General features: G+C 46.1%; 11 protein-coding genes and 1 tRNA gene. 8 read left to right on the top strand and 4 right to left on the bottom strand.

The window, feature by feature from the left end:
- The first annotated feature begins 27 nt into the window (after nucleotides 1–27).
- The 4 genes from GKD17_RS18165 (at nucleotide 28) to GKD17_RS18180 (ending at nucleotide 5995) form a co-directional block, all read left to right on the top strand.
- On the top strand, nucleotides 28–1344 hold the full coding sequence (locus GKD17_RS18165) for an MATE family efflux transporter (protein WP_032935388.1): 1317 nt from the start codon (nucleotides 28–30) through the stop codon (nucleotides 1342–1344).
- A 7-nt stretch (nucleotides 1345–1351) separates the two neighbouring features.
- Entirely contained in the window at nucleotides 1352–3919 is a 2568-nt protein-coding gene (locus GKD17_RS18170) for a hybrid sensor histidine kinase/response regulator (protein WP_007830912.1), read from the top strand.
- Nucleotides 3920–4020: 101 nt separating this feature from the next.
- Nucleotides 4021–5403 carry a sigma-54-dependent transcriptional regulator gene (locus tag GKD17_RS18175; protein WP_007843612.1) on the top strand — a complete coding sequence of 461 codons (1383 nt, stop codon included), beginning with the start codon at nucleotides 4021–4023 and terminating at the stop codon, nucleotides 5401–5403.
- Between the two features lie 286 nt (nucleotides 5404–5689).
- Entirely contained in the window at nucleotides 5690–5995 is a 306-nt protein-coding gene (locus tag GKD17_RS18180) for a hypothetical protein (protein WP_007830910.1), read from the top strand.
- Between the two features lie 64 nt (nucleotides 5996–6059).
- On the opposite strand, the gene GKD17_RS18185 is transcribed toward GKD17_RS18180, so the two are convergent.
- From GKD17_RS18185 to GKD17_RS18195, 3 genes are read right to left on the bottom strand one after another with little or no spacing between them, the layout of a single operon-like run.
- On the bottom strand, nucleotides 6060–6731 hold the full coding sequence (locus GKD17_RS18185) for an RluA family pseudouridine synthase (protein WP_007830909.1): 672 nt from the start codon (nucleotides 6729–6731) through the stop codon (nucleotides 6060–6062).
- A gap of 1 nt (nucleotide 6732) precedes the next feature.
- The gene (fabG, locus tag GKD17_RS18190) at nucleotides 6733–7479 is read right to left on the bottom strand and encodes a 3-oxoacyl-[acyl-carrier-protein] reductase (protein WP_005840106.1); all 747 of its coding nucleotides are present in this window, start codon (nucleotides 7477–7479) and stop codon (nucleotides 6733–6735) included.
- A 31-nt stretch (nucleotides 7480–7510) separates the two neighbouring features.
- Nucleotides 7511–8110 carry a TetR/AcrR family transcriptional regulator gene (locus GKD17_RS18195; RefSeq protein WP_005840108.1) on the bottom strand — a complete coding sequence of 200 codons (600 nt, stop codon included), beginning with the start codon at nucleotides 8108–8110 and terminating at the stop codon, nucleotides 7511–7513.
- Nucleotides 8111–8341: 231 nt separating this feature from the next.
- Here GKD17_RS18195 and GKD17_RS18200 point away from each other — a divergent pair.
- From GKD17_RS18200 to GKD17_RS18215, 4 genes are all read left to right on the top strand, one after another.
- Nucleotides 8342–8414 (top strand) — tRNA-Met (locus GKD17_RS18200).
- 102 nt (nucleotides 8415–8516) lie between these two features.
- Nucleotides 8517–11195 (top strand): glycoside hydrolase family 2 protein, encoded by a 2679-nt coding sequence (locus GKD17_RS18205; protein ID WP_007830905.1) that lies wholly within the window; start codon nucleotides 8517–8519, stop codon nucleotides 11193–11195.
- Nucleotides 11196–11420: 225 nt separating this feature from the next.
- Nucleotides 11421–12971 carry an Lcl domain-containing protein gene (locus tag GKD17_RS18210; protein WP_032935386.1) on the top strand — a complete coding sequence of 517 codons (1551 nt, stop codon included), beginning with the start codon at nucleotides 11421–11423 and terminating at the stop codon, nucleotides 12969–12971.
- A 190-nt stretch (nucleotides 12972–13161) separates the two neighbouring features.
- Nucleotides 13162–13308 (top strand): hypothetical protein, encoded by a 147-nt coding sequence (locus GKD17_RS18215; RefSeq protein ID WP_007830898.1) that lies wholly within the window; start codon nucleotides 13162–13164, stop codon nucleotides 13306–13308.
- Nucleotides 13309–13436: 128 nt separating this feature from the next.
- On the opposite strand, the gene GKD17_RS18220 is transcribed toward GKD17_RS18215, so the two are convergent.
- A complete protein-coding gene (locus tag GKD17_RS18220; protein WP_007830896.1) occupies nucleotides 13437–15452 on the bottom strand; it encodes a RagB/SusD family nutrient uptake outer membrane protein in 2016 nt (671 codons plus the stop codon).
- Between the last annotated feature and the right edge of the window lie 17 nt (nucleotides 15453–15469).

The raw sequence follows: 15469 nt of genomic DNA on the forward strand, positions 1-15469 counted from the left end.
TATTGGCACATTAGCAATTTATTAACCATGCAACATTACAAAGCACTTTTCACTTTAGGTATCCCTATCGTTATCGGCCAGATAGGTGTCATCATTCTGGGTTTTGCCGATACATTAATGATAGGCCATCACAGCACGAATGAATTAGCCGCCGCCAGTTTTGTCAACAATATGTTTACTTTGGCCATTATTTTCGCTACCGGATTCTCATACGGGCTGACCCCTATCGTGGGGAGCCTGTTCGGACGGGGAGAAACCCATGTAGTGGGACGGATGCTGAAGAACAGCCTGTTTGCCAATACACTGCTGGCAGTATTGCTCACACTCATCATGTGGATACTCTATCTGAATATCCACCGGCTGGGGCAACCCGAAGAACTGCTGCCTTTAATGCGTCCCTACTTCATCGTTTTACTGATATCCTTGTTGTTTGTACTGCTTTTCAACGGTTTCAAGCAATTTGCCGATGGCATAACCGACACCCGCGTTTCCATGTGGATCTTATTGGCAGGAAATGTGATGAACATCATCGGCAACTACATCCTGATTTACGGTAAACTGGGAATGCCCGAAATGGGATTGCTGGGAGCGGGAATTTCCACATTGGCCTCCCGTATCATGATGGTGGTCGTGTTCGCCGTCATTTTTTTCTGTACCCGGCGTTATCATATTTATAAAGAAGGATTTCTACACAATGCGCTCAACCGGGCAGACTTCCTGTACCTGAACAAACTGGGATGGCCCATTGCCATGCAGATGGGGATGGAAACCGCTTCGTTCAGCCTCAGCGCCATTATGGTGGGATGGATCGGGACTACCGCTCTGGCAGCCCACCAAGTGATGCTCGCCATTTCCCAAATCTGCTTTATGATGTATTATGGCATGGGAGCAGCCGTTGCTGTGCGGGTTAGCAACTTCCGCGGACAGAATGACCGGATAAACGTCCGGCGCTCGGCATACGCCGGATTCCATATCATGCTGTTCATCGCACTAATAGGAGCCCTGCCCATCTTCCTGCTGCGTAACGAACTGGGAGGATGGTTCAGTGACAGTCCGGCGGTCAGCGTGATGGTAGCACAACTTATCATTCCGTTCATCATCTACCAGTTTGGTGACGGATTACAGATAAATTTCGCCAATGCCCTTCGTGGAATCGCAGATGTGAAACCCATGATGTATATCGCATTCATCGCTTATTTCCTTATCTCCCTGCCGGCCGGCTATTTCTTCGGTTTCATCATGGACTGGGGAATTATAGGAATATGGATGGCATTTCCTTTCGGACTGACTACAGCCGGAATACTCTATTACCTACGCTTTAACCGTGATACGAAATTAAAATAAAACCACCATGAGCCTGCCCAACCGTTCCACCAAGCTGAAAGTTGCATTCGGCTATATCCTGCTGACTGCACTGCTCTTTATATCCATCGGATATATTTATCAGGAGATGAAGTCACTGACCGGAACCAGCGATGATGAAGCCATCCTGAGCCAACGGCGCCATGTCACCAATCAGATTATCGGCCAGCTTTATCAGGCGGAAGTTATCGGACAATCACTCAGTACAGGACAACTAGGACAGTACTACCGATACAAACGTGCCATGAAACAGGCCAACACAGCGCTGGACTCCCTGCGCACACTGCTGACCGACAGCATACAACTGGCACGGCTGGATACGGTGGGAATGCTTTTCATGGATAAAGAACGGAATATGCGCAACCTGCTAAAAGCAATTCAGGACGGCGGAACAGATAAAATTTACAAACAGCATATTGACGAACTGATTGCCGAGCAAGACTCTTTACTCAGCCTTCCCCACGTGCGCAAAAAAGTAATCACACACACCAATTCATACGTTATCCGCAAAAAGCCCAAAAGCTTCTTCAAACGACTAGGAGAAGTGTTCGCACCCGGGAAAGCGGATTCCACACAAGTCAGCAATGTGATTCAGGAAGAATATACCGATACGCTGACCGAAGCATACAGCCCGGCAGACACGGTGGTCACCATGCTGAAAGACATACAGAGCCGGGTGACCGACACCCATCAGGAACGGATGGAAATGGTGAATCGCCGCACCCAGTCCCTGCGCCTCAGTGGCTTGAAACTGAGTCAGAAAGTCAATCAGCTATTAAGTACCATAGAGGAAGAAGAGCAGGCTCTGGCACAAAACAAACATATACAAGAGGAATACATCCGCCAAAGCTCTATCCGCACTGTGGCAGGAATCGCCATTGTCGCCGTGGTTCTGGCTATTTTCTTCCTGGTCCTGATATGGAGGGACATCACTCGCAGCAACCACTACCGCCGAGAACTGGAAAAAGCCAAACGCCGTGCCGAAGACTTGCTGGTGGCGCGTGAAAAACTGATGCTGACCATCACACACGATATCAAGGCCCCCGTGGGTTCCATCTTGGGCTATACCGACCTGCTGGAACGGATCACTACCGAAGAACGCCAGCGTTTCTATCTGAACAATATGCAAAGTTCAGCCAATCACCTGCTCAGCCTAGTCAAATCCCTGCTGGATTACCACCGGCTGGACGCACATAAAATGGACATCAACCGGGTATCATTCAACCCCCACCAACTGTTCGACACCATTTATATCAGCTTCAAACCGATGGCGGACTCCAAACAGCTGGAACTGAACTATCATTGCAACGAATCATTAAACCGCGTATACATAGGAGACCCGTTCCGTATCCGCCAGATAGCAGAGAATCTGCTATCCAATGCACTGAAATTCACCAAAGAAGGAAGCATCACTCTGCAAGCAGCGTTGGAAAACGGCCAACTGCATTTCAGTATCAGTGACACAGGATGTGGTATCAGCCAAGAAGAGCAACAACGTATCTTTCAGGAATTCACCCGGCTCCACAACGCACAAGGACAAGAAGGATTCGGCTTGGGACTGGCCATCACCCGTAAACTGGTGCTTCTGCTCGAAGGAGATATCAAGATAGAAAGCGAACAAGGGAAAGGCAGCCGATTCCATGTATATCTGCCTTTGCCTGAGGGGCCTTCCCATCCGGATGAAAACCCCTCCGGACCGGAAGCGGAACATACTCCTGCTTCCCCTGACTCAACCGGAATCCGGCAAATAGACACTCCCCGCAAAGACAGTGAGCCGATCCACCTGATTTTAATTGACGATGACCGCATACAGTTACAGCTTACCACCGCCATGCTGGAACGCCCCGGAGTGACTGTGACCTGCTGCCATCATCCCGAAGAGCTTCTCAACAAATTGAAAGACAAGCGCTTCGACGCCCTGCTCACCGACATACAGATGCCTGCCATGAACGGATTCGATTTATTGAAAGCCATCCGCACGCTGGACACATCATGGGTGCGAACCCTGCCGGTGATCGCGCTGACCGCCCGTAGCGATATGGACGAAAATTATTTCCGTTCACATGGCTTTGCCGGTTGCCTGCACAAACCTTTCACCATAAACGAATTGTTTACAGCCATCTTCCAGGCCACAGGAAAGGACGTATCCGCCGCAGGAAATCCGGCTCCTCACACAGCACCGGCCAAAGAAAACCATCCCCAACAAGAAACGTTGGATTTCTCTGCCCTGACCGCCTTCTCGGAAGATGATCCGGAAGCAGCCGCAGAAATACTCCGCACCTTCATCAGCGAAACAAAAAAGAACCGAGAGTATATGGAAGAAGCGTTGGCGAAAAGGAATATGGAAGGCATCACGGCAATAGCTCATAAACTGTTGCCGCTGTTCACCATGCTGGGAGCCACCCGTTGCATTCCTGCACTGACATGGATGGAACAAAGACGAGGGACGGCTGAAATCAGTGAAGAAGCGGTAGAGAAAACAAACTTTATAGTAAAAGAAATAGAAAAAGTAATTGACGAAGCACAAAAACAGATTGAAATTCCGGATGAAGAATGAAGAATTAAACCCTGTTAAGTTAAAAGGTATTAGAAATAGAGTCCGTGTTTCGGCACACCGTGAAAAAAGTTTATTTTTGTACGAATAAAAAACACATAAAGATGCCACATTCCATTCTGATAGTAGAAGATGACTTGACTTTTGCCACCATGTTGAAAACCTGGCTGGGTAAAAAAGGATTTTCGGTTGATACAGCAAGCAGTAATGCGCGCGCACGCAAACAACTGGACGCACAACCATACGATCTTGTCTTGTCTGATCTGCGCCTGCCCGATCAAGATGGTATCTTCTTGCTTTCATGGATGAAAGAACAGAAATACAACATCCCACTCATCATCATGACAGGCTATGCTGACATCCAAAGCGCTGTACAGGCCATAAAACATGGAGCCAGTGATTACATTTCAAAACCGGTACAACCGGATGAGTTGCTGAAGAAAATTAATGAGGCATTGCAAAACAAAGCTTTACCTACACCGGCAGGAATAGAAAAGAACACAGTCACGCCCAAAGCATCCAAGAGCAAAGCCGTTCCCCATAGTGCAACCGTTCCTCCCTCTAATTTCCTGGAGGGGGAAAGCGAGGCGGCGCGCCAACTCTACAATTATGTAGGTCTGGTAGCTCCCACCCCCATGTCCGTACTGATAAACGGTGCCAGCGGAACAGGTAAAGAGTATGTGGCGCACCGTATTCATCAGCTAAGCAAACGGGCCGACAAACCGTTCATTGCCATAGACTGCGGTTCTATCCCCAAAGAACTGGCGGCTTCCGAATTCTTCGGTCATGTAAAAGGCTCCTTCACAGGGGCGTTAAACGACAAAACAGGAGCATTCGTAGAAGCCAACGGAGGTACTTTGTTTCTGGATGAAATAGGCAACTTAAGTTATGAAGTACAAATACAGTTGCTCCGTGCTTTGCAGGAAAGACGCATCCGTCCGGTCGGCTCCAATAAAGAAATAGAGGTAGATGTGCGGCTGGTCAGCGCTACCAACGAGAACCTGCAACAAGCCATTGAAAAAGGAAACTTCCGCGAAGATCTTTACCACCGTATCAATGAATTTACCCTTCGTATGCCGGCATTAAAAGAACGGCAAGAAGATATCCTGCTATTCGCCAATTTCTTTTTGGACCAGGCAAACAGGGAACTGGACCGCCAGCTGATAGGGTTTGACGCCGCTGCCAGCCAAGCTTTACAAACGTATTCATGGCCCGGAAATCTCCGGCAACTGAAGAATATAGTAAAACGTGCCACCCTGTTGGCACAGAGCAACTTTATCACCCTTGCCGAATTAGGTTATGAGTTGCAGGAACCTGTAATGTCCGCCAGTCCGCAGACGTTCAGCCTGCACGATGAAGCGGCGGAAAAGAAACGTATCCTTGAGGCATTGAAGCAGACAGGAAACAATAAAAGTAAAGCCGCCATCTTATTAGGCATAGACCGGAAGACTTTATATAACAAATTGAAACTGTACGATATTCAATAACTTTACCAACAAGAAGCTACTGTACCGTAAGGCTGTTGTCCCTACTGTTCCTATCGGGCACAGCCTTACAGCATATAAACTCATCTTCCCGCCGGATATGTGGAATAATTCCACAAAGCATTCCCCATGTTCCACACTTATCCCCATGTTCCTTTCATCCTCCACTAAGAGTAATCCATTAATTATCAATATTTTAAAGATTCAATCTATTTTCTGGCACAGATATTGTCATTCTGTTATCAGAGAAAACAAAACAACATAGTATTAACAGTAAAAACCTACAATTATGAAAAAGTTATTTGTTGCAGTAGCATTGGTAATGGGATTAGGAACATCAGTAGCATTCGCCGACAACTTTATGGTGGACTCTGTGACCATAACTATGATAAATGATTTTACCCCTATTGAAGTGAAAGACCTTCCGGCTGCCGTGCAGGAAGCTATCACAAAGAACTATGCAGAATCTACTATCAAAGAAGCTGCCGTAGAAGCAAACGAAGATGGAACTAAAACTTACAAGGTTGTTTTAACTGATAAAGAGGGAACTGAAAGCACTGTACTTTTCAGCGAAAGCGGAGAAGTTTTGAAGTAAATGAAAGATGCCTAAAAGTAAGAAAAGGGAATGCTGTGAAGCATTCCCTTTTTGTTTTCTATCTTTAGTCTATCTCAAAACCGTTCCACAAGTTACCTTCGGGTACCGGCGCAGTCAACCGGATCATTTCCTTCGACACAGGGTGAACGAATTGTACCGTCCGGGCATGCAGACAGATACTGCCATCCGGGTTGGAACGTGGAGAGCCATATTTCAAATCACCTTTAATGGGACATCCCATCTTGGCCAACTGGCAACGAATCTGATGATGCCTTCCGGTTTTCAGATCCACCTCCAATAAATAGTAATTCTGAGAATGGCCGATAAGTTTATAATGAAGTACAGCTTTCTTGGAATTCTTTACTTCCTTATCGTATGCATAAGACTTATTCTGTTTCTCGTTACGCACCAAATAGTGAACCAGCTCGCCCTCCGTTTCCTTGGGGCATTCTTTCACTATGGCCCAATAGGTCTTTTTCACCTCACCATTACGGAACATCTCATTCAGTCTGGGCAATGCCTTGCTCGTTTTGGCGAACACCACCAACCCGCTGACGGGACGGTCCAAGCGGTGGGTCACTCCAATGAAAACATTTCCCGGCTTATTATATTTCTCTTTCAGGTATTGTTTCACCATCTCCGACAAGGGAGTATCACCGGTCTTGTCTCCCTGAACGATCTCGGAAGAAGTCTTATTGACTACAACAATATGATTATCCTCGTAAACAACTGTCATATTACATGTTCATACCGCCGTCAACCTGGATAACCTGTCCTGATACATACGAAGACATATCAGAAGCCAGGAAAGTAGCTACATCCGCCACATCTTCAGGAGTACCTCCACGACGCAAAGGAATCTTCTTGGCCCACTCAGCTTTTACTTCGTCAGACAATTTGGCTGTCATATCCGTGATGATGAATCCCGGAGCGATGGCATTGGCACGGATACCGCGAGAGCCCAATTCCTGAGCGATGGATTTAGCCAAACCGATCATACCGGCTTTTGAAGCAGAATAGTTACATTGACCGGCATTTCCGTGAACACCCACTACGGAAGCCATGTTGATAATGCTTCCACTCTTCTGACGCATCATGATCGGAGTACATGCGTGGATAAAGTTAAAGGCAGACTTCAAGTTCACAGCGATTACCGCATCCCACTGCGCCTCACTCATACGCATCATCAATCCATCTTTCGTGATACCTGCATTGTTCACCAAAATATCAACAGAACCGAAATCATCCTTAATCTGATTAACCACTTTCTCTGTATCCTCAAAATTCGCAGCATTAGAAGCATAACCTTTCACCTTTACACCCAACGCAGCAATTTCTTTTTCTGTATTCTGACCGTTTTCATCAATTACCAAGTCTGTAAAAGCAATATTTGCTCCTTCGGCAGCAAACTTCAATGCAATCGCTTTACCAATACCACGAGCGGCACCTGTCACAATCGCAGTCTTTCCTGTTAATAATCCCATAATTTTTGATTTTATAATTATAAAGTTAATTTTATTCCTTATTCTGTTCTTTACGCCCCAATGCGCCATACACAATTTTTGCCACGTATGCCCATCCTGTCTCATCGTCCAGTTCCTCACCTATCTGGCCACGTATATAAGGCGCTTCAATGCCCTTCACGCAATAGTGCACAATATCCGCCACGATATTCACATTGTCTATATCAAAGATTCCCTTTTCCTTTCCTTCCGTCAACACCTGCCTGAACAGCTTTGTTTCCGTCCGGTCAAAATTCTTCCGCACCGCCTCCACTCTCCATATATCACGGAAAAAGCCGGCACGCAAAGTCCCGTTCCTGAACACCACCATCTTGATAGAGTCCAGATGTGTTTCTATCAGCCGCAGTATTTTCGTATCAGGAGCGATATCCTGTTCAGCCACTTTCTCCATAGCCCCCGACAGCATCTCTAACTCCGACTCCACCACTGCCATATAAATGTCTTCTTTGCTCTTGAAATACGTATAGAGCGTGCGTCTTCCCTTCTTGGAAGCCACCGCTATATCATTCATTGTCGTATCATCCACCCCATTCTTCGCAAAAAGCTGACGGGCGACGTCTACCAATTTAGCCCTAGTCTTTGATACTGCCATATAAGTTCAATTGCACATTACATATATATGTGAGCAAAATTACATTTTTTCTTTGTACCACACAAACAAATAAAGTATAATCTTGAAGCAAACGTTAATTAACATATCGTATACGCTCTATATATCAACATATTAGCTAAAAAGATTATTTTATTTGAGAAAAAGATACAGAAATAGTTTGGAGATTAGAAAAAAAGCCGTACCTTTGCACCCGTAATCAAAACACAACATCGCGGAGTGGAGCAGTTGGTAGCTCGTTGGGCTCATAACCCAAAGGTCGTCTGTTCGAGTCAGGCCTCCGCAACTTCAATCAAAGAGAAGCAGAATTGCTTCTCTTTTTTATTTCCCCAGTATTTTTTTATTTCTTATCTTTGACCTTCATTAAATTATCAAGATACATAGAACCATGAAACAAAACATCTTATTTTATCTCATCGCTTTACTATTTTTCCCTCTCTATGAGATGCAGGCAGCCCACCAACCTGAATTCTCTACTGCCGGTTTCTATGAACTGGCAAACTCCGGACGTGAAGTATATTCCATGAATCCGGCATGGCGATTCCACAAAGGAGCCGCTACAGGTGCAGAAGCTACCGACTTTAATGACCGGAACTGGAAAATGGTTTCCCTGCCCGACGGCATTGAATATGTACCGACTGAGGCCAGTGGATGTATCAACTATCAAGGCGAGGTATGGTACCGCAAACATTTCACTCCGGCAGATGAATTGAAAGGCAAAAAACTTTTCCTGCATTTCGAAGCTATCATGGGGAAAAGCAAAGTTTTCGTAAACGGCAATTTATTGACCGAACACTTTGGCGGATACCTGCCTGTAGTCGTTGATGTCACCGACGCACTGAATTGGGAAACAGACAATGTGATAGCCGTATGGGCAGACAACAGCAATGACCCCAGCTATCCTCCCGGCAAAGCACAGGATGTACTGGATTATACTTATTTTGGCGGCATCTATCGTGACTGCTGGCTAATAGCCCATCGTCCGGTTTTCATCACCGATCCCAATTTCGAAAACGAAATGGCAGGCGGCGGGCTTTTCGTGTCATACGACAAAGTTTCCGACACTTCCGCAGAAATAATCCTGAAAGCCCATATACGTAATGACAGTAAAAAGAACTTCAAAGGAGTAGTAGAATATGAACTTCAGCAACCCGACGGCACACAAGCCGCATTTCTGAACGATGTCATTCAAGTACGTCCGGGCAAGGCAGTCACTTCAAAAGATAAAATAATGTTGAAGTCTCCCCTGCTTTGGAGCCCTGAAACGCCTACGTTATATAACCTGATTGTCCGTATCCGCGACAATGAAGGAAATGTAGTGGACGGCTACCGCCGCCGCATCGGTATCCGCAGCGTAGAATTCAAGGGCAAGGACGGATTCTGGCTGAACGGCAAACCTTATCCAAGCCCACTGATTGGCGCCAACCGCCATCAGGATTTTGCCGTAGTAGGCAATGCCGTTGCCAACAGCATTCATTGGCGCGACGCTAAAAAGCTACGCGACGCAGGTATGAAAGTCATCCGGAATGCTCACTGCCCTCAAGACCCCGCCTTTATGGACGCCTGCGACGAACTGGGCTTGTTCGTCATCGTCAACACTCCGGGATGGCAATTCTGGAATGACGCCCCCGAATTTGCACAACGTGTCTATAGCGATATCCGCAACCTGGTACGGCGTGATCGCAATCACCCTTGTGTATGGTTATGGGAACCTATTCTGAATGAAACCTGGTATCCGGCAGACTTCGCCCAAAATACCCTCGATATTGTCAATCAAGAATACCCTTATCCGTATTGCTACTCCGGTTGCGACAGCGAAGCACGGGGACATGAGGTATATCCGGTACTCTTCACTCATCCGGCCAACGCGGACAAGGACTGGGCCATCAAAAGCCTCGACCCTAAAATAACCTATTTCACCCGCGAGTGGGGAGATAATGTAGACGACTGGAATTCGCACAACTCCCCCAGCCGTGTGGCACGCAACTGGGGGGAACAGGCTATGCTCATCCAGGCACAGCACTATGCCGCTCCCCGTTATCCTTTCACCTGTTACGATGTACTCTGCCGTACTCCGCGCCAACACGTCGGCGGCTGTTTGTGGCACTCGTTCGACCACCAACGCGGCTATCATCCCGATCCCTTCTATGGTGGTGTGATGGACGTATTCCGTCAACCCAAATATGCTTATTATATGTTCAAAGCCCAGCGCTCGCCCGAAAAGCAAGACCGTCTTTTCGAAACAGGACCGATGGTGCACATCGCCCATGAAATGACTCCCTTCTCACCCAAAGACGTTACTGTATACTCCAATTGTGACGAGGTGCGGCTTACTTATAATAAAGGTGGCAAGACATGGACTTACACCAAGCCGGCAACGAAAGAAGGAATGCCCTCACCCGTTATAACATTCAAAGATATATACGACTTCATGATAGACAAGAACATGTCTATGAGAAAGAAGAAACAGGACGAGGTGTTCCTACTGGCCGAAGGCATCATAGACGGAAAAGTAGTTGCCACGCACGAAGTACGACCGGCCCGGCGTCCCGAGAAACTGCTGCTTTGGGTTGACAATGAAAACACCGACTTAAAAGCTGATGGCTCCGACTTTGTAACCGTAGTAGCCGCCATAGCCGATAAAAACGGGAATATCAAACGTCTGAACAACTATTATGTGAAATTCCATGTAGAAGGAGAAGGACGTATTTTAGGCGGAGCGAATATACTGGCCAATCCGGCTCCGGTAAAATGGGGGACAGCCCCCGTGCTGATACAATCCACCTTAAAGCCGGGTAAAATCAAAATCACTGCCAGCGTATTGTTCGAAGGCTCGCAAATGCCTGCCAGCGCAGTGTTGGAATTAGAAAGCAAGCCGGCAGCTCATCCTTTCATCTATACCGAAAGTGAAGCTGCGCTGATTCCCATGAGCAGCGACTCACCTTTTGGACAATCAGCCGCCAAATCGGCTTCCGAACTGGAACAAGAACGTCTGCTGAAAGAACGGAATGCACAAAGGCTGAAAGAGGTGGAAAAACAACAAGCCGACTTCGGTGAAAAGAAATAATCATCGCCATCCTGACAGGATGGACGGAAAGTGTTCGCTTCCCGTCCATCCACTTCTTTACATTTCACCTCAAATTTCCCCTTATTCCCCTAATTTATCGAAAAAAAAACAGCTTTCGCCGAATAGATTAGAAAAATCGACCGAGAACATTTACCTTTGCTATCTAAAATTAAATAATAAATACCATTCAAGTTTTAATCATAAAACAGCAAAACGAAAACGATGATGAAAAAGACAACAACTATTCTCTGTTTGGGCATCGCTCTATGCATGTTGGGGTGTAGCGATGACGATGATCAAGTTACAACAACCTCCACCGTTCCTTTTTCTCTCACAGCATCACTGTCCCCCCGTTCTTCAGATGCAGAGGATACAGGCATCCTGCAAGGCAACTGGAACGCCAACAGCCAACTGGCCGTAATGAAAACCGGTTCCAGCGGTGTTCCCAAAACGATTCTCACAAGAGAAACTGACTCTTCTGATACCTTTACGGGCGATCTTTCGACACTAGTAAAGAACGAGAATGAAATTGCCGTATTCTACCCGGCGGCAGCCATCACCGCGACCAGCAGCGACACTCTGACTCAAACCCTCAACCTGAGCGGACAAGACGGAACACTGGCAGGTATAACAAATTATGATTACTCGTGGGCACTGTGTAAAGCCAGCATGAACGAAACTACAGGCTCTTCCGCCTGCGAAATGACTAGCTTGGTCACCATCGGTAAATTCCAGTTCACCGCCAACGGTGACAGTCCTTTGAACAACATCACAAGAATTACCGTAACCGCCACTGCCGGAAACCTCTACTCGAGTGCCGTTATGAAACTAAAAGACGGAGAGTTTAGCAGTACCCAAACAGGAAATATCACTATTAAAAACAAAACCGGTATTTCCGGAACCACTTACATCTCCTTCTTCCCTTCCGAAGCACAATTGCATTTCACCCTTGTTACCACCACCGGTGAAGTGTATGAGACAGCTACTTCGACAACCATCAAATTGGAGAAAGGCAAAGTATACGAAGCGCCGACACTCACTTGCACTCTTTTACCTTCTGCCAAGGTAGGCGATTATTACTATAGCGACGCTACCTTCTCCAGCGAGAAGAATGAGAATAAAACCTGCATCGGTATTGTCTATGCTCTGGATGATGCGGACGGCAATCTCTCGCCCACCCTGTCCACTTCTCCATTCGGACGCATCGTGGCATTAAGCGACAACCAGTCCAGTACCAAATGGATCAGCAAAGCAGAAGATATAGAAGGCATCGAAAACTATACCACCGCTGACGGTACATTGACAAGCGGTGTTCTCCCTTATTATGACGGAACCGCCGATTCTTTCTTCTCCGATAAGGACGAGGAACGCATCAAGGGAGCAACCATCTATGTTGAAACCGGACAACCTGCCACCTGGGTGTCAGAAGGAGCCATCAGCGACTTCAACGGAAAGGCTCACACCGCCTATCTTGGTAAAAGTTCTTCCAGTTACCCGGCAGGAGGTTACTGCTACCAATACAGTACCAGCGGCAAATCGGCAGGTGAATGGTATTTACCGTCGGCAGGCGAGTTGACTTTGTTGTGGGAACTTCAAAAAACCGGAGTCATTTGCAAAGACAAACAAGATTGTTTCAATGATTTCACACGCAAGGGGTACTGGTCTTCTTCCGAACACTCGGCAGAATCCGCCTGGTATCTGAATTTCGTTAGTGGTGCGATAGTTGCCAACAGCAAAGCCAGCAATTACGCCACGCGCCCTGTCGCACAGTTCTAAAGTTCCAATGGAGGTAGCAGCCCCATTGGTTATAAACGATTGACAAATTGATTGTAAAGCCCGGTCCGCTTACCACAAAATGGACCGGGCTTCTTTTTTTCATATTTTTCACTCTTTCCTTTATCAACCCGGAGATTTTCCGATCTTTGCAGCACACCAATTCTTACGCCTATGAAAATACGATCCACCCATGAATTGCATCAAATTGGGTAAATTGATGCTGGAAGTTGATATAAAGCATTTCCAAGTCAGGGCATTGGCTGACATCAACGGATTACAAACCCGAAACCTCCATCACTGCCAGGTATTTCAACCAAAAACAGCCCGAAAAATCTAAAGACCATATATGACAAAAGACAGAGAATCCTCACGAACTCCCTGCCCTTTTGCTATGTTAAAAATATTATCCCAAAAAACGAATACTTTTACTTCTGAATATTTATTGACCCAACCTTATGAAAAAAATTATTTTTCAGCATGTCCGCCTGCCGTAGTGGGCCAATTTATATTCTGATATATATTGCTATTGTTTATATCGCGGTCAGCAGAAGCTGTACGTATATCACTGATTCCTATCGGATACAAATAATATGCCTCATGCCAGTTATAACCATCACGCAGTTCGTTGGAACTCTCCAAATTACGGCTGTAAGGACGTAGATACTTGCCTTGCTCTTTACCAGAGACAACTGCATCCGATGTCCCGTCCGCCTTGATATCAGCATCATACAACAGATAAAGATTATCCCAAAAATTCACTCCTTCAGGAATCCACTTTGCAGTTATCATACGGTCAAAGGAGCGCCAACGAATCAAATCGGCAAAACGTTGTCCTTCACTGAAAAGCTCGTTCATACGTTCGCGACGAATATTATACAAGGTCACATCCACCATGGAAGTCCCTGAATACACCCCGAAATCCTTTTCTTTGGAAAGATCGGTAGCAGCAATTGTAGCGTCAATATCAGTGCTCACCCCGGCACGTTCACGCAATTGCATCCAATACTTTCTGGCATCAGCATCCAGTGTTCCATTCTTTTCATAACAAGCTTCCATATAGTTCAATAATGCCTCAGCTGTACGGAAAACAGGGCATGCGTTAGTACAGCGCAACTCATCATTCGGAGTCTGGGTATAATCATACGTATAATACTTACGTGGCTGATACCCTGTGATACAACGTATTTCTTGATTTGAATTATCGATACCGGGTTTCTTGAATGGCTGACTGTACTGAGGCGCACTAGGATCAGAATCAAGCAGCGTACTCTCACTCCAAACAAAAAGCTGAAGACGTTCGTCGCGACCGGCTTTCACATTATCAATGCTGACATCACCCTGATAGTCATTGCTGGCATAAATGGGTAATCCATTCTTCATCAGAAAAGACTCTGCAAAGGTACGGGTATATCCATCGGCACAACCAGTCTTCACACGATAGGCTGCATCGTGACTGATACTCAGGCTAAAGCTGTACTGTTTCCACAATAAGACTTCGGGGACATTAGCCAGTGAAGGCTGACTATACATTTCAAAATAGTCATTCCAACCTGTGATGACACCCGGTTGAGGTTCTATTACATGATTATTGGTAGTCAGTTGCGCATTATCGGCTACCTGTTTTGCAGCATTCATAGCTTCTGTCAAGAAAAAATCCACTTCACTATCAATACTGAAATTCTTTCCACTGTTATAAGGCATATTGGCTCCCGGCCAATTATTATCTCCCGGTACACGTCCGCTTCCTTTATGATACTTTTCAAAAGTGGCTTCAAACAAGGCTACTCTAGATTTAAACAGCAAAGCCGCCTCTCTATTGACACGCTGACCATTGAACTTGCCTCGACTTGCTAAATATGAAATAGCTTTGTCCAAATCTTCCAATATGAAACGTGCCACTTCATTACGCGGAGTACGCTTACTGTTTTCTACAATGACCTCATCATTATCTTCCAAGACCTTGGTAACTATGGGTAAATCACCATAATAGGCCAACATTCGGAAATAACACAATGCACGGAAGAAGTAACCCTCTCCGATATAGTTCTTAATCAGTTCCGCATCGCCGGTAATCGTTCCATTCTCATAACCGGTAACTGCCTTATCTAAAAAATAATTGTAAACGCGTACCCCTCCATAGTATCCCTGAAGGGCTTTTCCCGAAGAAACTTCCCAATGGTCATCGGCAAAAAGAGTCGTATTACCGTTCAACCCAGCCAACATGATATCGGTATTACCGTCAGAACGTGCCATACCATCACTATAACTCTGCGTATGATACATCTCTCCGCTATAGGGAGCAACCAAATAGGAACTATAATAATTATTCAAGTAAGTAGCCAGCTGATCGGCTGATGTATAGAATGACTCCGGTGTGATTTGGCTTACAGGATCAAGGTCGAGCAGATCGTTACACGAGGTGGTACTCATAGCAGCACCCAACAAAAGACATAATCCGATGTGTTTTGTATTTATTTTCATAATATTCTTCTTTTTAT

Source organism: Phocaeicola dorei (assembly GCF_013009555.1).
Classification (GTDB): Bacteria; Bacteroidota; Bacteroidia; order Bacteroidales; family Bacteroidaceae; genus Phocaeicola; species Phocaeicola dorei.